Annotated in this window: 11 protein-coding genes and 1 pseudogene; 6 read left to right on the plus strand and 6 right to left on the minus strand. The window is 60.6% G+C overall.

Annotated elements, in window-relative coordinates:
• Window positions 1-5 precede the first annotated feature (5 nt).
• Genes AC3WLT_RS15395 through AC3WLT_RS15410 form a run of 4 tightly spaced genes read right to left on the minus strand, consistent with a single transcriptional unit; the run spans window position 6 to window position 6,964 of the window.
• Entirely contained in the window at window positions 6-1,064 is a 1,059-nt protein-coding gene (locus AC3WLT_RS15395; RefSeq protein ID WP_492592574.1) for a glycosyltransferase, read from the minus strand.
• Window positions 1,061-3,835, minus strand: coding sequence for a glycosyltransferase family 4 protein (locus AC3WLT_RS15400; protein ID WP_492592575.1), 2,775 nt, complete (start codon window positions 3,833-3,835; stop codon window positions 1,061-1,063). The genes AC3WLT_RS15395 and AC3WLT_RS15400 overlap by 4 nt, the downstream gene beginning before the upstream one ends.
• A complete protein-coding gene (locus AC3WLT_RS15405; protein WP_492592576.1) occupies window positions 3,828-5,996 on the minus strand; it encodes a glycosyltransferase family 2 protein in 2,169 nt (722 codons plus the stop codon). The genes AC3WLT_RS15400 and AC3WLT_RS15405 overlap by 8 nt, the downstream gene beginning before the upstream one ends.
• The gene (locus tag AC3WLT_RS15410) at window positions 5,993-6,964 is read right to left on the minus strand and encodes a glycosyltransferase (protein ID WP_492592577.1); all 972 of its coding nucleotides are present in this window, start codon (window positions 6,962-6,964) and stop codon (window positions 5,993-5,995) included. The genes AC3WLT_RS15405 and AC3WLT_RS15410 overlap by 4 nt, the downstream gene beginning before the upstream one ends.
• Window positions 6,965-7,714: 750 nt before the next feature.
• Here AC3WLT_RS15410 and AC3WLT_RS15415 point away from each other — a divergent pair.
• From AC3WLT_RS15415 to AC3WLT_RS15430, 4 genes are all read left to right on the plus strand, one after another.
• Complete coding sequence (locus AC3WLT_RS15415; protein WP_492592578.1) at window positions 7,715-8,674, plus strand: UDP-glucose 4-epimerase family protein; 960 nt, start codon at window positions 7,715-7,717, stop codon at window positions 8,672-8,674.
• A 10-nt stretch (window positions 8,675-8,684) separates the two neighbouring features.
• Window positions 8,685-9,707 carry an MraY family glycosyltransferase gene (locus tag AC3WLT_RS15420; protein ID WP_492592579.1) on the plus strand — a complete coding sequence of 341 codons (1,023 nt, stop codon included), beginning with the start codon at window positions 8,685-8,687 and terminating at the stop codon, window positions 9,705-9,707.
• Between the two features lie 11 nt (window positions 9,708-9,718).
• Complete coding sequence (locus AC3WLT_RS15425) at window positions 9,719-11,599, plus strand: polysaccharide biosynthesis protein (RefSeq protein ID WP_492592580.1); 1,881 nt, start codon at window positions 9,719-9,721, stop codon at window positions 11,597-11,599.
• A gap of 500 nt (window positions 11,600-12,099) precedes the next feature.
• A complete protein-coding gene (locus tag AC3WLT_RS15430) occupies window positions 12,100-13,314 on the plus strand; it encodes a Fic family protein (RefSeq protein ID WP_492592581.1) in 1,215 nt (404 codons plus the stop codon).
• 169 nt (window positions 13,315-13,483) lie between these two features.
• On the opposite strand, the gene AC3WLT_RS15435 is transcribed toward AC3WLT_RS15430, so the two are convergent.
• Window positions 13,484-14,584 carry an MraY family glycosyltransferase gene (locus tag AC3WLT_RS15435; protein ID WP_492592582.1) on the minus strand — a complete coding sequence of 367 codons (1,101 nt, stop codon included), beginning with the start codon at window positions 14,582-14,584 and terminating at the stop codon, window positions 13,484-13,486.
• Between the two features lie 270 nt (window positions 14,585-14,854).
• Between AC3WLT_RS15435 and AC3WLT_RS15440 the strand changes: the two genes are divergently transcribed.
• Window positions 14,855-16,504: a methyl-accepting chemotaxis protein gene (locus tag AC3WLT_RS15440; RefSeq protein WP_492592583.1), complete on the plus strand. Its 1,650-nt coding sequence runs from the start codon at window positions 14,855-14,857 to the stop codon at window positions 16,502-16,504.
• A gap of 804 nt (window positions 16,505-17,308) precedes the next feature.
• Complete coding sequence (locus tag AC3WLT_RS15445) at window positions 17,309-17,665, plus strand: hypothetical protein (RefSeq protein WP_492592584.1); 357 nt, start codon at window positions 17,309-17,311, stop codon at window positions 17,663-17,665.
• A 213-nt stretch (window positions 17,666-17,878) separates the two neighbouring features.
• Here AC3WLT_RS15445 and AC3WLT_RS15450 read toward each other — a convergent pair.
• Window positions 17,879-18,706 (minus strand): annotated as a pseudogene (locus tag AC3WLT_RS15450) (IS110 family RNA-guided transposase); the annotation flags it as partial.
• Window positions 18,707-18,916: the final 210 nt, after the last annotated feature.

An 18,916-nucleotide genomic window follows, 5' to 3' on the forward strand; every position in this document is an offset into this window, starting at 1 on the left:
CGATGCTAACGAGTCGCTTGCTTGTTGAGGGCGCGCAGCCAGAATTCTGGATCGCTCTGATGGAGCAATTCTCGTGCTCGTCGTTCGACTAGCGGTTTGAGTTCTGCAAGTTTCCGATCATTCGTCAGGATTTCCTCAACTGCTTTAGCGACCGAAATGGTGTCCGCCGCCTCGGCAAACACCAGTTCAGGGAAGCCGACAACTTCGGCTGCCGCGTGCCCGTCGCGCACAAACGCTGGAATGCCTCGATACATCGCCTCCAGAGCCGGAACGCAAAACCCTTCATGGCGACTCGGCGACAGAAGTGCGCTTGCCTTCTCGAAAGAGTCGGAGAGATCCGCATCGTCAAGCACGCCGGAGAAGTCGATGCGTCCAAGTACGCCGAGCCCGCGTGCGTGATTGAGCAGGAACTTTGTATAGTCGTAGTTCGGCATGGTGCCGACCACGGAAACGGAGGCGTCGATGTCACGCTCAACAAGATGTGCCAAAACGTCTATCGCGTCTTCGATGCATTTATGTGGCACTACTCGCCCGATCACCAGCAGATTGATTGCGTGGCCGGATCGCGAGCGTTGCCTCGGAACATCCGTGAAAGCGGGCATGTCGGGAAACACTGGCGGGATCACCAGGATCGATGCCGCGTCGACATAAGGCGCAAGGCTTTGCGCGGTGTGCTTCGAATTGGCGATTACGATGTCAAACTTGGCGAGCTTGGGCAGTTGCCCAATTGCCAGTTCGCATAGCTCCGCCGTTTTGGGTTCGAACGCACGCAATAGACCTGGTTCGGTAATGCCATGGAAGTAGCATACCTTGCGGCATGGCAATTCCAGCAGTGCGTCGAGGTAGGGATCAAAAATGGAATAGCTCAGAAGCAGCGTATCGTCTTCGGTCACTTCAACGAACAGGTCGTCGATCTTGTGAACGGCACGTGCCGAGACATCGAATCGCTGCGCGTAGACCTCGACATCCCAGCCGAGGCCCTCTGCCATTCTCGCCACACCGAGGCAGTGGTTACCCACCGCGTCGCCTGAGAAAATATCCGGCGCGCACACATGCAGCTTCATTTTCCTTGCACTCCTGCAATCTCTGCCAACCGCCACGCATAGGCTCGTGCGACTGCCTCGAACGAATAGTCGCGCACAATACGAGCCTTGCCTGCTTGCGCTATACGCTCGCGCAGCGGTGCATCTTCGATCATGCGTTTAAGCTGTTCAACTGCAATCGACACATCCGGATCGCACCAGTATTGGCCTTCGGAGAATAGATAGTCCCCAGGGCGCAGCGGGACGAGTTCCCCATCGACCAGGAACGCTGTATCAGTCTCGCAGAAATCGACGTTACCGGAGAAATTCGTCGCAACGACAGGTTGACCCAACGCCATCGCCTCGGCGATCACGCGGCCAAACCCTTCACTGCGGTGCAGCGAAATGTACGCGTCGCAGCAGGCCATGAAGTCGATCGTATCCTGGCGGCTCAGCCGCTCCGACACGATATGAATCCGGCTATCCCCAGCGGTAACGTCGCAGACTGCCCGCCACGTCGGATCGTCGTCGCGTACGTTCATGGTCTTGATGACGAGACCAACGCCCGGCGAGTTCGCACCAAAAGCCTGTTTGAACGCTTGCACGCCAGCCAGCGGGTTTTTGCGGCTCAGCCACGAGTTGCCATCGAACATCAGATAGAACAGAAACTCATTCGACGGCAGGCCAAACCGTTCGCGATTGGGGTTCGCAGGCACAGGCACTTCGACAGCCATCGGCATGTGGTAGACGGGAGTGTCGCCCAGGCGGCTATAGACGCTCTGGACGAACTTGCTCTGCGCCCAGATCTCGTCGACCATCTGATCCACCTTGCCGAACGCGCTAGGCCAATGGGGGAGTTCCCAGGGCCACGCGCCAATCTTGTGGGTTGGCGCGTCGATCAATTTGCGACCACCTTCAAGAGCGAGGCGCACCATTTCAGGAGGCGGCAGGCAAAAGAGGCTGATGCCGTACTTGAGATCGTCGCTCAGCAGGTGATCGACCGACGTGTCGAGCTTTTGCGGTCCAGACATCGGCGCGTTGACCAGAACGACCGGCGTCGAAGTCAACTGGAAAACGTGCGCGGCCATCCTGGCATCTTCACCTAAGCCCAGCACGCCTTGCGGAAAGCCGACGACATTCACGCCAAAACCGTATCCGCTGCCTTCGACGTGGGCGTGGTAGCGTCGAGGCCCGGTCGACTTATTCGCAGCAGGGCTTTCTGCCCACTGCACCTTGAGCGAGCCCAATAGCGGATATTCATGCGCGCGGCATTCGTTCCACCAACGCGCAAGCTGTTCTCGACCCGCCTCGGTGTGCACGTCGAAAGCGGCTCGCAGATCTGCGCGCTCGCTTGCAATCAGTTCGAGGAAGCGCGGCAGCAACGACGTGCCGGGTGCCTGCTCATCGCCCATGCGAGCCAACGTTTCGGTAACCCCCGAGGCAGACCATTTGATCGCGTGGTACTCGTCCTGGCCGTGTGCGTCCCACCACGACAGGTAACTCAACCGTTCGCTGAAGCTATCCAGGTTGAAGGCAGCCTGCAGGTCTGGCCGTTCATTCCAGATCAAGCGAAGAAATCGCGGTACGAGCGGTAAGCTGCAATGTTCGCCAGATTCCATGGTGAACAATTCAGCGGGTAACGTTGGCACTGCCCAACGAATGGCCGGATATTGAAACTGCCCGTGTTCGACCCACCACGAAAGGCAGTTCAGCCGCCCGATAAAGCTTTCCAGCGCGCAGGACGCTTGCAGGTCAGGCCGTTCGCTGAGAGTCAGGCCAAGAAATCGCGGCAGCGGCAGCCAGTCGGGATGAGTGCCCCATTCCATTTCGAACAGAGGCGCGGGCACGCCGGGTGGGACCCATTTGATCGCCCGATATTGGAGTTGTCCGTGTTCGAGCCACCATGACAGGCAACTCAGCCTTCCAGTAAAGCTCTGCAGGCTGAATGAGGATTGCAGATCGGGCCGCTCCTTGATGATCAACGCGATGAAGCGTGGAACGTGAGGTCCGTCCTCGCTAACAGGCTCCTCGGGTTCGAGCATAGCCCCGCCGATCGGCGGCTGGGTCCACTTGATCCGCGAATATTCCCGATGGCCGTGCTCTTCCCACCAACTGAGGCAGGCCAACCGGCCCGTGAAAGTGTTCAGGGTGAATGCGTCGCGCAGGTCAGGCCGCTCGGCCGTGATGAGCGCGAGGAACCGCGGAAACGGCATGGCACCGGAGCTCGAATCGTCAATCGACTCCAGCAGTTTGGGCCACGAGACGGGCGGTCTCCACGTTACTCTCGGGCAGGCCTGCTGGCCGTGCGCTTGCCACCAGTCGAGGCAATTCAGGTAGCCCGTCAGGGTACCCAGGTCGAACGCCGCCGCGAGGTCTCCCCGGCTGCCGACGATAAGCTTGATCAGCCGCGGCACCTGCAACCCCGCTTCTTCAAACACCGTTTGTGGCTCGAGCAGGGTTTCGGTGAGATGCTTGGCATCGAGTACGCTCGGCGAAGTCGCGCCCAGCCAATACGTCACCGCCTCCGGATGCCGCTCCATTAGCGACTCGTTATCGAGTTGACGCAAATACTCCAGGTCCTCCGGACGAAGGACCCAGTTGAAGTCGGGATAGGTTTGCCGCGCCGTCATTTCCCACCAGAAATACAGCGTCAGCCGGTCATCCAGCGCTTTGGAATTGAAGCGCGCCAGATCCGCTCTGAATTTCATCAGGAAATAGATCGCGCTCGGCAGGCAAAACAGCTCGCTCGGCGATGGGTGGCGGTACTCAGCCAGCCACTCCGTTTTGTTTGTCTCCGGTAACAGATTAACCAAGGTCTGCAATCCTCGAGGGCCATGCGAAAGAAAAGTCGTCGGCGTTTAGCGTCAGATTCGGCGAGTAGTACGGATCGTTCAGCAGCAGTTCACCCCAGCGCTGCCTCACCAGCTCGGATTCCTTGTTGAAACGGCTGATTTTTTCGGGCGTGTCTTCCGCGCCGCGCGTTGCCGACTCGTGGTGATAGAGCTCCGCATACGGCGTCCACACGTTGCGATAGCCCGCTTGCCGAACACGTAGGCAGAAATCGATGTCGTTATATGCAACGTGCAACTGTTCGTCGAGGCCGTTGACTTCCTTGTAGATCAATTGACGGATCAACAGGCAAGCCGCGGTGACAGCGCTCATCGCATTGCGCAAGCGTGCACGGGCAAAATAGCCCGCCATCGTATTGGGGAAGTGCTTGTGAGCGTGGCTCGCAATGCCGCCTACGCCCAGCACGACGCCGCCGTGTTGAATCGTATCGTCCGGATACAGCAGCTTCGCTCCCACTGCGCCGACATTCGGCTGCAAGGCGACCGAGATCATCTCTTCGAGCCAGTCGGTATTGATGACTTCGATATCGTTGTTCATCAGGCAGACGAAATCTGCCGTGCTCGCGAGTGCGACGCGATTGTTCAGCGCCGAGTAGTTGAACGGCGAGTCGTCGCGCACGACCTTGATACGCTCGTCCGCTTGCAGGCGCGCGAACAGATCATGCGTTTCCTGCTTGACCGAGCCATTGTCGATAATCGTGATCCGGAAATTCGGATAGCTCGATTTCTGGCGGACTGATTCAACGCATTGCTCGACGAGTCCGGCGGAGTCACGAGTCGGAATGATGATCTCGACCGACGGCAACACTTCGGGAAGGGCGTACACGACCTTGTTGAATGCGTCGGTGCCCGGGGCATGGATCGTATGTGCGTTGATATTGTTGCGCGTCAGGTGCTCGTCGAGAGCACGCATCGCAGCGATATGCGCGTACGGCTTGGCTTCGTGGCCGGCCGCCGTGCTTTCGGGGATCATGCGCCAGTGGTACAGCGCACGCGGCACGTGATAGACCGCGTGATGTCCGGCGCGATCCAGCACGCGCAAAGCTAGGTCGTAATCCTGCGAGCCCTCAAAGCCGGTTCTGAAGCCTCCGACTTCCTTCATGACCGAGGTCCGGTACACGCCGAAATGCGAGATCATGTTCTGGCTGAGGAACAGATCGTAGTTGAAGTCGCATTTGAAGTACGGGTCCGATCGAACGCCTTCCTCCGAAATCTTATCTTCGTCGCTATAGATCAGTGCGGCGTCGGGATGAGCGTTGATCATTTCGACGACGCAGTAGAGCGCGAGAGGGTGTAGCTCGTCGTCGTGATCGAGAAGGCCTACGAAATCACCTACTGCAAGTTCCAATGCCGTATTGCTCGACGCGCTAATGTGCCCGTTCGTGGTTCGATAGGCAACCTTGATGCGCGGGTCTTTGGCGACATAGCTGTCCAGTACCGCCTTCACCTCGCTCTTGCTGGAGCAATCGTCGGCAATGCAGAATTCCCAGTTTTCGTAGACTTGGTCGATAACAGAATTGATCGCCTTGCGCAGCCATTTCTCAGGCGTGTTGTACGTCGGCATGACGATGCTGATTAGCGGCTGCAGTTCCCACGTTTTTGAGTGTGCGCGCAATTCTGGATAGATCGATGGGGGCGGTTCGTGCGAGTCGATCCATTCCTGATAGGTCTGCCCGACGGTCGGCGCACCGGCCGATTGTGCGCCTCCACGCCAGGAAGCCATCCGGCGTGCTCGTTCGAGCAGTTCTGGCGGGCATTCCGCGTCTGTGAGCAGTTTGACCTTCAGGTTGTTCACCGAAAACAGTCCCGGCCGCGCGATCGGGTCGAAACGCAACGGACCCACCAGCGGCGGGAAGGCCACCACCTGGTCGACTTTCCCCTCACCATTTACCGCGAGACCGATCGCGGTGTGCTCGGACATCCCGGAACCCGCATCGAAGTAAATCATGCAGGCGGAGGCCGGCATGTTCTCCTTCGCGAGTTCGAACGAAATGCGCACCGCACGCCCAGACAATTCCTCCCAGCCCACCAGTTCGAACTGCGGGTCGCCGTTGGTCGCCTGCCAAGCGAAGTCGGGGTTCGAGGATTTCTCGACGTTATTCAGAGGACGAAGATCGAAGTTCATTTTGTCAGCAGGGAATCGTAGATGTCTTTCAAGGGGGAGAGGACTGCTTGCCACGTCAGGTTGCGCACGCTGCCTGACGTGCCGGCGCGCTTTTGTGTAAGGGCATCGCGAATCGACTTCGCGATACTTTCGACATCGGACGGGTCCAGATAGGCGACGTGCTCGGCGAAGTATTCTTCGGTAGAGCCAACTTTCGTCACCGCGATACGGGCTCCCGCAGCGTGCGCTTCGAGCGCCGCGAGCCCCGGTGTTTCCAGTGTGCTTGGCAAAACGAACGCTTCGCATGCCGCGTAGGCGGAGCGGAGCACCGGCGAATCATGAGCCAGCGTACCGGCGTAAATGAGCTGGTCGCCGCCTTCTGCGAAGCATGCTTTCGCATACTCGGGATCGCGCTGATGGCCTATCAGAACGAGCTTGAGCTCGGGGAACGACTTCATCGCCTTGGCCAGCGCCAACTGGTTTTTGCGCGGTTCGATGTTGCCCACGTTCAGCACGAAGCGATCATGAATCTTGAACTCGCTGCGAAACAACTCAGGCGCAACTGGCTCATAAAAGCTTTCCTCGACGCCATTCAGCACCGTGCCGAATTTTTCGCGGGGAAGGTCAAAGATCCGCGCAAGCGTCTCGCATTCGATATCCGAGTTCGCCACCACGCGATCCGCCAACGAAAACTGATGATGAATCTCGCCGATCGGATAAAGATGCTTGGTCTCCTCCGTCACCCAAAGGCTAGACGAAACCACCAACGGCAAGCCCAACTGTTTGACAAAGTTACAGAAATGGACCGAACCGCCGACGCACGAGAAGAAGTGGACCACGTCATGTTCGAGGAACCTTGGGTTCCATGGATCGAACAGCGTGACGTCCACTCCATGAGCGGGCAGATACTTGTGATACGCAAGCAGCTGTATTTCTCCGCCTCCGGGGGTATGGAAAGCCATTGGGTAAGTGGCGAACAGCACTTTCATGGATGGAGACTCTATCTGCTCAAACGTTTATTCAGATCAACACTTCCTGCCAGCGCACGGGTGGCATGACGCGCCCACTTTTCAAGCGGTGCGAAACAGCGATCCGTGAAATGCGTGGCTGCGATCCGGCCGGCACGTTGCGGAACGTGCGCGTTGCGGCGCAATGCAAAGTTCAGTGGTAACAGTAGTAACTAAGTGTTGGCTCACCGGAGCGCGGGCCGTTGCGCACCCACGTCGCTCGGGGGCGAAACTGATTGTGCTGTCGAGCACGTCGGATCGAAACCGCGAATTCCACATGCGCGAATATGTTTGAGATGTTAAGAAGTGTTCGGACTGGGCGTCTGGGTAGCTTGTCCGTTTTATCATCACGGGCTTGGATATGCGCTTTGCTTTCAGTCTGTTAGCTGCGCGCATATTTTAGCGCCTAACGCTTACGAGGAGCGGACTGAGGCGGAAGCTGCCCGCATACAATACGCCTTCCAAACGAATTCCCTTATAAGCATCGCCGATGCCAGATTGTATCGTGTCTCATCAGCCTGTCCCGCCGTATCGAGGCGTAGGCGGCGCAAGCCTCACTGCAGCGCAGTCGCGTCCGGGGTCGCGTCATCAACCGCCGCGCGTCGGCGCGACGACGGTGGTTGCGGCTCGTAGTGGGCCGGGCAAGCCGGCGCCAGACGGCAAGCGTGCGTCCCGCCTTGCAACTGGGATGATGTGCCGTCCGGCCAGCATCCGCTCATGCGAGGCCAGCCGATGACTCAGCACGTGTTGATCACCGGCGCCAACGGTTTCGTCGGCAAGGCGGTATCGCGCGCATTGCTGCAGCGCGGGGACCGCGTCACGGGTCTGGTGCGTCGGCCGGAAACGACCGCCGACGGAGTCAGCGAATGGCTCCTCGACACCGACGACTTTGAGGGCGTCGACCAACGGTGGCCGCTGGCAATGCATTGCGATACGGTCATCCATCTCGCTGCCCGTGTTCACATGATGCGGGAAACGACTGCCGATCCGCTCGCGGCGTACCGCTCCACCAACGTCACAGGCGCCCTGCGCGTCGCGGCTGCCGCCCGCCGCGCAGGCGCGCGTCGCTTCGTTTTTGTCAGCAGCATCAAAGCCGTTGCCGAGAGCAGCGCGGGGCATCCGATCGGGGAAGACGCTAACCCCGCCCCCACCGACCCCTATGGCATCTCCAAACTCGAAGCCGAACGCGCCCTGATCGAGTACGGCCATGAATCGGGCCTCGAAATCGTGATCGTGCGGCCGCCGCTCGTCTACGGTCCGGGCGTGCGAGCCAACTTTCTGCAACTGATGCGCGCGATCGCGAATGGCGTCCCTCTGCCGCTAGGCGCGATCGGCGCGCAGCGCAGCCTTATATTCGTCGACAACCTCGCGGACGCGCTAGTGCACTGCACAACCGACCCCCGCGCCGTCGGCCAGACCTTCCACGTCACCGACGGCCGCGATCTGAGCGTCGCCGAACTGGCGCGGGCGCTCGCCACGCAACTGCACGCGCCAGCACGCCTTGTCCCGGTTCCCGTCGGCCTGCTGCGCCTCGCCGGCCGCCTGACGGGGCGCTCGGCCCAGATCGACCGGCTGATCGGCGAATTGCGGCTGGACAGTTCCCATATCTGCGAATGTCTCGGCTGGTATCCGCCCTATACCGTTGAACATGGCCTGCTGGAGACAGCGGCCTGGTATCGCTCTACCCACTGACATATCCGACATGCCGATCGCTTCACTCCTTGCTGATCCAGCCGTGCATCTGCTCCTTTGGGCGCTGGTCGCGCTGTGCGCATGCGCCGCGATTCTGTGGGCTTTGCTCAGGAGCGGCCTCGCGTGGCGCCTCGCTACCGACATCCCCAACGATCGCTCGCTGCATACGCGCCCGACGCCGCGCGTCGGCGGCTGGGGCATCGTGCCGGTGGTCGTGATCCTGATCTGGCTCGCGGCGCCCGCGCTGTGGCTGCCGGCCCTCGCGGCGGCGCTGCTTGCTGCCTTGTCGCAGATCGACGACCGCCGCGGCTTGCCCGCGCGCGTGCGGTTCGGCGGCCACGCGCTGGCCGTGGCTGCGCTGGTCGCCGTCTACCCGGCCGACGTGCCCTGGTGGGCGCTTGCCGCGCTGGCGTTCTTACTCGTCTGGCTGGTCAATTTGTACAACTTTATGGACGGCTCCGACGGCCTCGCCGGCGGCATGGCGCTGTTCGGCTTCGGCGGCTATGCGGTCGCTGCGTCGATCGCCGCGCATCCGGACCCCGCGCTCGCGCTCGCCTGCGCAACGGTGGCGGCGGCAGCGGCGGGTTTTCTTCTGTTCAACTTCCATCCCGCGCGAATTTTTCTCGGCGACGCCGGCTCGATCCCGCTGGGATTCCTCGCGGGCGCCCTCGGTTATTGGGGCTGGCGCGAAGGCGTGTGGCCGATCTGGTTTCCGGCGGTAAGTTTTGCTCCTTTTATTGGCGACGCATCGGTAACTTTGCTCAAACGCTTGGTCCGTGGCGAAAAATTTTGGCAGGCCCACCGCGAACACTACTATCAAAGACTGGTGCAAGCCGGTTTCGGCCATGCGTCGACGGCGCGAGTTTGGTATTTCTTCATGGCGGCGGGCATAATGCTTGCTTTGTGGGCGATGGGCCTTGCTGTGGTGTATCAATGGCTGGTTGTCGTTGTCTGGGCTGCTGTGCTTGTGCTTGCCGGTGTCTGCATTGATCGGTACTGGCGGCGTCACTTGTCCCGTTCCGGGCAATCCTGAGGTTCTGCACAATGAAAAGATTCAAGGCCCGATGGCTGTCGTTCAGTGCGTTTGTGTTCGATTTGTGCGCGGTGGCTCTGGCCTGGATGCTGGCATACGTGATCCGCTTCAACGGTCCGGTGCCTGACCCGTTCTGGTTGGGCGGGCTGCATGCGCTGGTCTGGGTGCTGCTGATCTACGCTGTCATGTTCCGCAGCTACGGGCTGTATCGCGGCATGTGGGTCTTCGCCAGCCTGCCCGACCTCGTGCGGATCGCCAAGGCGATCGGCGTCGGCGCGCTGGTAGTCGTCATCGGTTCGGCGCTCGTGCAGCCGAGCCCGGTGGTGCCGCGCTCCGTCCTGATCGTTTCGCCGATGCTGCTGTTCCTTGCCATGGGCGGTTCGCGCGCGCTGTACCGTGCCGCCAAGGAGTTTTATCGCTACGGCGGCCTGGTCGGGCAGGGCAAGCCCGTGCTGGTGCTCGGCGCGGGCAATGCGGGCGCGAACCTGGTGCGTGAGCTGAAACGCTCCGGCGAATGGCGGCTCGCGGGTCTGCTCGACGACGATCCGGTCAAACAGGGCCGCGAAATCTACGGCCATCGCGTACTCGGCGCCATCAGCGATCTGCAGAAGATCACCGCGGAAATGAAGGTCGAGAACGTGATCATTGCCGTGCCGTCTGCTTCGGTGGAAGCGCATCGGCGGATTGCAACGCTGTGCGTGCGCGCTGGCGTGCGCGCCATGACACTGCCGGCGTTGACTCAGCTCACGCAAGGCCAGGCGTTCCTGTCGCGGGTCCGCCAGATCGATCTGGAAGACCTGCTGGGCCGCGATCCGGTGATGATCGATACGCAGCACGTCGAAGCGTTGCTCAAGAACCGCGTCGTGATGGTGACCGGCGCGGGCGGTTCGATCGGCTCCGAACTGTGCCGGCAGATCCTGCGCTACGGGCCGGCGCAGCTGGTGGCGTTCGATATTTCCGAATTCTCGATCTACCGGCTCAACGAAGAGCTGCGCGACAAGTATCCCGAGGTATCGGTGGTGCCGATCATCGGCGATGTGAAGGATTCCTTGCTGCTCGACCAGGTGATGGCGCGGTACTGCCCGCACATCGTCTTTCATGCGGCGGCGTACAAGCACGTGCCGCTGATGGAAGAGGTCAACACGTGGCAGGCGGTGCGCAACAACGTGCTCGGCACGTATCGCGTCGCGCGTGCCGCGATTCGTCACGACGTCGCTCAGTTCGTGCTGATTTCCACCGATAAGGCTGTCAACCCGACCAATGTGATGGGCGCGAGCAAGCGCCTGGCGGAGATGGCCTGTTCGGCGTTGCAGCAGCAGGGCACGAAGCGCACGCAGTTCGAAACGGTGCGGTTCGGCAATGTGCTCGGCAGCGCCGGCAGCGTGATTCCGAAGTTCCAGGAGCAGATTGCGCGCGGCGGCCCGGTGACGGTCACGCATCCGGAAATCACCCGCTTTTTCATGACGATTCCGGAAGCGTCGCAACTGGTGTTGCAGGCGTCGAGCATGGGACATGGCGGCGAAATTTTCATCCTCGACATGGGCAAGCCGGTACGGATCGCCGACCTCGCACACGACCTGATCCGCCTGTACGGCTTCACCGAAGAACAGATCCGCGTGGTGTTCACCGGTCTGCGCCCGGGCGAGAAGCTATACGAAGAGCTTCTCGCCGACGACGAAACCACCACGCGCACGCCGCATCCCAAGCTGCGCATCGCGCGGGCGCGTGAAGTGCCGGACAGCCTCATCGACAACCTGCTGCCGTGGCTGATGCAGCATCGAGTCCCGACCGACGACGAAGTGCGGCGCGATCTGCGCCGCTGGGTACCGGAATATCAGCCGGCGACCGCTCCGGCGTTGCGAAGCGTCACGCCGGCCACGCGGGCTTCCTAAAGTTTGCGATCGCTGCTGTCAGACATTAAAGAAAAAGGCGCTTTTGAGCCAAGGCGGTCGCTTAATCTGTTGAAACAGGCGTTCTGATTCGTCAAAACAGCCCCTGTCGGTCAATGACTTACAGGGGCTTCTTCATGTCCGGTCTTTTCGCCGACGCAAAGGTGTTCGAGCAGGGATGCGATTGCAAAGGCGCACTCGGCTGCCGACGCGTTCTTGCCAGACGGGCGTAAGCGGTCAACTCAGGGCACTTTTGTAAGAATCCTACGTGTGTCAAACCTTGGTGGCGTACCGGGCTTCGTCATCGGGCGCGAAGGTCCTTGAGATACAGCACCCAGCGAGAGAGAATTCGACACGTTTCGGACAATTTGTCTTGGCTATTCAGCATGTTTCGGACAAACAGCCCAGAATCATCTATCCAATTGGGCGCTTTTCGGACATAAACAGGGCCGGTCGACGGTGCGATTCACGTGCGTCGCGGACAGCGGCGCCGCACCCTTGAGATGCCTGGGCTGATTGTCGAAGTGCACATCGGTGATGGGCCTTTGCTTGAGCCGCCCGCGCCCGACGTGCCGCACCGAAGCATCTACCTGCCGAGCGAAGCGCGTGGCTTCCTCGAGAACATGGCAACAGCGCGCGGTTCATCTGGGCGGGTGCTGCCGCAGGAAGATATCGAATCCCGTCTCGACAAAATTCTCACCATTCGGGGCGACTTCAAGCTCAACGACCTGCGCGACCAGGCAAAAACGGTTGCCGACAAGCTCGACATGCAGACGGCCGGCAAGCGCCTGGACGGCATTATCGGCGCACTGCTCGGCACGCACGAAGAAAAGAAGCTGAGCAGCAAGCTGGCGCTCGCGCGCGCGTCGGGCAAACCGTATGACTCGGACCGGCTGGAGCTGTTCGATGTTTTGCATGCCGCACTGGCGGACGAGGTGTTTGCACATCCAGCAAACCCGGCTGCATCGGGAAGAGCGCTTGAGAACTTTGCTTTCTTCGAAGCGTATTTTTCAAATTTCATCGAAGGTACGACGTTCGAGGTTGAGGAAGCCGAGCAAATTGTCTTTCAGGGCGCCATCATTCCGAACCGTTCTGAGGACTCACACGACATTCTTGGCACGTTCCAGGCTGCCGCCACGGCGCCCTGGCGGGGCCGGCCGGCGACGACGGCCGATGACTTTCTTGCCTGGCTCAAGAACGTGAATGCGCTCGTGATGCAGGCGCGTCCGGACAAGGGCCCGGGACAGTGGAAAGAAAAACGGAATATGGCGGGCAACACGCTCTTTGTCCTGCCGGAGCAGGTCCCGGCAACCCTGGCAGAAGGCTTTTCACGCATCAACGCGCTCACTGACCCAGTAGCTCGCGCGCTCATGACGATGTTCGTTGTGTCAGAAGTCCATCCCTTTCAGGACGGCAACGGTCGCACGGCGCGGCTTGCAATGAACTGCGTGCTCACCGACGCCGGCCTTTGCCGAATCGTCATTCCGACCGTATATCGTGAGGACTATCTGCTACCGCTGAAGCGGTTGACCAACGACCGCGAAGCCGGTCCGTACGTAAGGGGAATGACGCGTATTTACGACTGGACTTCACGCTTTGAGTACAACCAGCCACTGCACGATGTGCAGGAGCAGCTCGGGCGCTGCAATGCGTTCAAAGAGGACCTGAAGAACTACCGGCTGATATTTCCCGAGAATTCCGCCTCCACTGAGCGGTAGCCACGCGAAGTCCTGGTAATCGCCGGCGCACGATCGCTCGCCACCAGAGTCTAGTTCACTGTCGGTAAGTCCTATCGCGGGTGACGCGTCAAAGTACCTGCATCCCCTCGGTCTCGGCCACCTTTTCAACAGGTTAAGCGACCGGCTTGCTTTTGAGCGCCTTTTTCTATTACCGCCGCCCCTTCCTCACCACCATCCACCGTGGCGACTTGAACCGCACGATACTCATATACAGCCAGACATAAGTCGCCGCGAACACCACCACAAAGCAGAACAGATGCAGCGTATGCCGCCAGAATAAAGTCGCCGGCACCACGGCGATCAGGCACAGCAGCCAGAGATACGGCGAAGTCAGCGAATTGCGCCGCGTCAGTTCGCGTGCGGTGCGCGTGCCGACTGCCCAGCGCATCAGCCGCTTATAGACCAGCATATGCAGATGCACGCCATCGGGAATCCCCGGCGACATGCCGCGAATGAACTTCTTCCGGTAGATCGAGAAGCAGGTCTCGAAGATCGGATACATGAAGAGCAGCACCGGATACCACGCCGACACGTCGCGATTGCGCATCACCAGCATGATCGACAGTTCGGCGAGCATGAAGCCGATGAAATACGCGCCGCCGTCGCCGAGAAAGATCAGCCCGGCCGGAAAATTCCAGATGAAGAAGCCGAGCACCGCGCCCATCATCATGAACGATGCCGACAGCACGATCGGATCGGACACCTCGAACGCCACGTAAGCGAGCGACGCGAACATCATGAACGCGACCATCGAGGCGAGGCCGTTGAAGCCGTCGATAATATTGATCGCGTTGGCGAGCGCCGCGACGGCCAGCACCGTGACCGCGCAGGAGATCACCGCATACGAGAGCAGAAAGTCGAGCGGCGGCACGCTGATGCGCGTGACGGCGATATTCAGCAGAAAGTAGGCGAGGGCGGCGGCGGCCATCGTGCAGACGAGCCGCGCGAGCGGCGACACGCGCTTGGTCAGATCCTCGGCGAGGCCCGAACCGAATGCCGGCATGCCGCACGCGATCAACCCCAGAATGCCGCCCGACACGGCCGGATACGTGTGATGCAGCTGCACCGCCGAAACGATCAGCCCGATCAGAATCCCGGTCCCGCCGATGCGCGGCACCGGGCGCACATGGAATTTCTGCACGCCGGCCAGATCGGTGTCGGTGGAGAATTTTTCATGCAGATGCGCATAGCGCACGATCAACAGCGTGATCAGCAGTGAAACGAGAAAGCCGAGCGCAAAACTAAGCATGAAAGTGGGCCTGAGCGATGACGCCGAATTATACAAATGAAATGCGCTGCGCCCGAAAAAGCAGCAGTCGCATGGATCACGCGAAATGTCCCAGATAGTGAGTCCGAAGCGCTCCGCAAAGCCCGCCTGTCATGGATTCCACCTATTTAACGGGGTTTCGCGAAGGCCGTTAACCTGGATGAGGCGAAGTGTAAATGGCGCATCAAACAACACCGCGCGCCGGCGTTTTCCCGATTTCACCGCCGACCGACCAGCCGTTCCGGAGACCCAATGCTCAACAACATCACCATTCGTGGCGGGCTGACGCTAGTGATCAGCGTGTTCGTCGCTTTCCTGCTGACCGTGATCGGTGTCGGCTACGGCGCGCTCAAGCTCGCGAATAGCAGCCTCGACGAAACCCAGCGCAGCGCGGCCGCGCTATCGCATCTGAAGGCGAGCTCCGAGAAGCTGCTGCAAGTGCAGCTCGCGCTCGGCACGTATCAGACGCTCTTCAGCGTCGGCAAGCAGACCGACGATCTGCTGCCGGCCGCGCACAAGGTGCTGGTCGAGTCGAACAAGGACTTCCGCAACTACATGGTCTGCCCGTTCGTCAACGAAGAGGAAAAGAAGCTTGCGCAGGCTGTCGAACAGGCGCGCGCCGCGCTGGTCGACAAGGCCATCGAGCCGGAGTTCAAGGCGCTCACCGACTTCGACTTCAACACCTTCCGCAACATCCAGGGCGAAACCGCGAACAATTTTTACGCAGCGTATTCGAAAGCCATCGATGCGCTCGAGCACGTGCAGGTCGACAATCAGCACCAGCAGGCCGAGACCGGCGCACAGCGTTTCCGCCTGGCAACGCTGCTGTTCGCCGCGATCGGCGCAATCGCCATCGTGATCGGAGTGGCGGCGCGGATCGGTTTGTCGGCGGCGCTGATCAAGCCGGTCAATGTGACCATCAAACATTTCGAGCGGATCGCCGCCGGCGATCTGACGATCGCGATCGCCAGCAAATCGCGCAACGAGATGGGCCAGTTGCTCAGCGCGCTGACGAAGATGCGCGACGGCCTCGTGGAGACGGTGGCGAAGGTGCGCGGCAGCACGACGGCGATCACGCACGGCGCGAACGAGATTGCGTCGGGCAATGCGGATCTGTCGTCGCGCACCGAGCAACAGGCCGCGGCGCTTCAGCAGACGGCGGCGAGTATGGAGCAACTGTCGGCGACGGTGAAGCAGAACGCGGACAACGCGAAGCAGGCGAACCGCCTCGCGCAGGGCGCGTTGGATACGGTGACGCGGGGCGGCTCGGTGGTGTCGCGCGTGACGCAGACGATGGATGGGATCACCGAGTCGTCGCGCAAGGTGGCCGAGATCATCGGCATGATCGAAGGGATCGCCTTTCAGACCAATATTCTCGCGTTGAACGCGGCTGTGGAGGCGGCCCGGGCGGGTGAACAGGGCCGCGGGTTCGCGGTTGTCGCATCAGAAGTGCGCAGCCTTGCACAGCGCTCAGGCGCGGCGGCGAAGGAAATCAAGGAGTTGATCGGCGAATCGGCGGCCAAGGTGCAGGAGGGGGCATCACTTGTGTCCGACGCGCAGAAGACGATTCAGGAAGCCATGAGCGCGGTCCAGCGCGTCACAGGCGTCATGAACGAGATCGAGGCGTCCGCGCTTGAACAGAGCGATGGCATCGAGCAGGTCAACAAGGCGGTTTCACAGATCGACGAAGTCACGCAGCACAACGCGGCGCTCGTCGAAGAAGCGGCAGCCGCGGCGAAATCGCTGGAAGAACAGGCGGCCGTTTTGCGCGACGCCGTCGCGGTGTTTCGGCTTGATGGGAACCCGTCAGTGTTGGCCACCCGTGATCGAGCGTTATTGGATTCCGGCGGCCGCAGTCGTGCATCGCTACCGAAAAACATCTCATCTGTTCAGGTCATTTAAGTCCTGACGCTACTCTGCCCGGCCGGTATTCTCGCGTCGAACGCGGCCCGGAAGCGGTGCCTGCCGGTGAACGCGGCGCGGTCTCGCGGTGGTGGCCCGGAACTGCGCAGTCTCGCGCCCCGCTCGGGCGCGGCGGCGGAGGTGAAAGGCCGCATCGCTCCTGTCCGAAGCGCTGAGGACGATTCACGAAGCCATGAGCGCGGTCGATCACGTTACCCGCGTGATGAACGAGATTGAGGCGTCCGCGTTGGGGCAGGGCGACGGGAACGAACGGGGAACAAGGCCGCTTCACAGATCGACGAAGTCGCGCAGCGCAATGCGGCGCCCGTCGAGGAAGCGGCCCGGGCGACGAAATCGCTGGAATGTCAGGCGACGGTGGCTCGCGATTCAGTAGAGGTCTTTCTACTTGACGATGATGCGTCAGCCATGGCTGCAAAGACATCGCTTGACGGAATCGCGCACCGTCCGAGTACAACACTCGGCGAAATCCCGTGTGCCTTCGTACTACGCGCGCTATCGCGATAAGGTCGCTGGGCGCTGTCAGATTTATGTGTGCGGAGTTCATCGGGCGGTACGTCAAGATAGCCCCATGCTGACTGAACGAGCATGGCGAGGAGGAGCGGGAAACCCCAAATAGCTTTAGGTGGTTCCCGTCTTATTGCCTACTTGACGGAGACGCACAAATTATCTCTAGAACATGACGGAGCGCCAGGCAAACGGATATTTATTCAACCGATTTTCCAACTTGCATGACGACGCGCGCATAGGAGACTGAGGATACTTCCTCAATCTACAGAGATTTCCATGTCACTGCCCCCTCGCCCTGTCTCCTCACTTGGGCGCACAACTCGCCAGCGGTACACGGACCGCATTCAAGCAGTCGCTGACGGTCCAGATACCTTCAACATCCTTATCGATGGGCAACTGCGCTTCCGCTTGGAAGGCGAGAGCCAGTGGCCGGCCCAATGGCGACTGTACGCCATTACGGATGGCGCGCGCGCCGCCCAGTGCCTCGCGATCGAGAACGAATATTGGGATATCGTTTCCCAGCTCGAGTGCGGCGTGCACTGGATGCCGAGCGAGAACATTAGACCCGTGACGAGTAGGGCATCGGGCGACTCAACCTATGCTCGCTGGCCGGAGTATTTGCGCGAGCGCTAATCGATGCCGCTGGTGATGTGTTCATCGCGCAAAAGTCGCCACAGGCCGCGACGAAGTGCACGGCAAGTAAGAACGCCTTGTCATCGCAGGCCGCTATGAGACGCTCCCTGACTGTCAATCCGGTATCCACTTCACGGGATCGCGCATGCCTCGACGAGCAGCTTTCTTGCATAGCACTGCTACGTCGCCCTCAGGAAATTCCGATCAAACGCTGCTGCCCTGATGGCGTTTATCACCCGAAGAGTGTTCGGCGGGCGTCACGCCGAGCCAGGCCATCAGCTGGCGGGGATGCACGAAGCGTGAGAGATCGCCGAGTTCGGCGAGCATGCCCACCGCCGTGGTGAACTGGACGCCGCGCATCGCCTGCAGGCCCAGCACGGCCGGATAGAAGCGCCAGTTAATCACCGCCTCGCGCAAGGCAGCCTCAAGACGGCTGCATTGCGCGAGGCGGTCCTCGATCGTGCGCCGATGCTCCTCAAAGGCCAGTTGTTGCCACGCGCTGTCGAACGAATACTCGCTCAGCCAACGCCGGTGGGCCGGGCCCCAGTTCGCGGTGCCCGTATAGCGCACCCCGTGCGAAAGCAGAAAGGCCTTCACCCGTTGGCGCGCCTGTTTCAGATCATCTTTAGCGGTGACCCAGGCGCGCGCCAGATCCCGGAACGCTTCATCTTCAACGCTCGGTACGTACACCGCGGACAGGTCGCCCGCACGCAGCGAGCGTACAAGCTTGACGGCATCACGTCGATCGGTCTTGACGCGCTCGCCGGGCTTCTTCGGAATCAGCGAGGGGGTACACACCATGCACTCGAATCCTCTTTCGACCAGTTGGCGATAGAGACCATAACCGCACGGGCCGGCTTCGTAGACGATGCGTATGCGGCGCGCTTTGGACTGCAGGCGTTTGCACAGCCGATCGATATCCGTCTTTGTGGTACCGAATTTACCCAGCAGTTCGACTTCGCCCATGCCGATCGCGTACGCCACCGTAATCGACTCCTTGTGAACATCGAGTCCAACGTACGCCGTGCTATCTTGTTCCATGCTGGCCTCCGTGCCGGAAATCGCCGGGTGTGGCCCTGTCCACACCGTGCGGCTCTGGCAGCAATGCTAACCCGCGTTGGATTTCTCGCGGCAGGCCAGCCTCTGCCTCACGGGAAGTCATACTGCCTAGCCCCGACTTGCGTTTCGTGGACCCCATGTGGTCCTAGACCTGTCCTTGCGTCGAAGACGTAGTTAGACAGACCGGGAGCA

The sequence above is a fragment of the Paraburkholderia sp. FW306-2-2C-D06C genome (genome assembly GCF_058781505.1).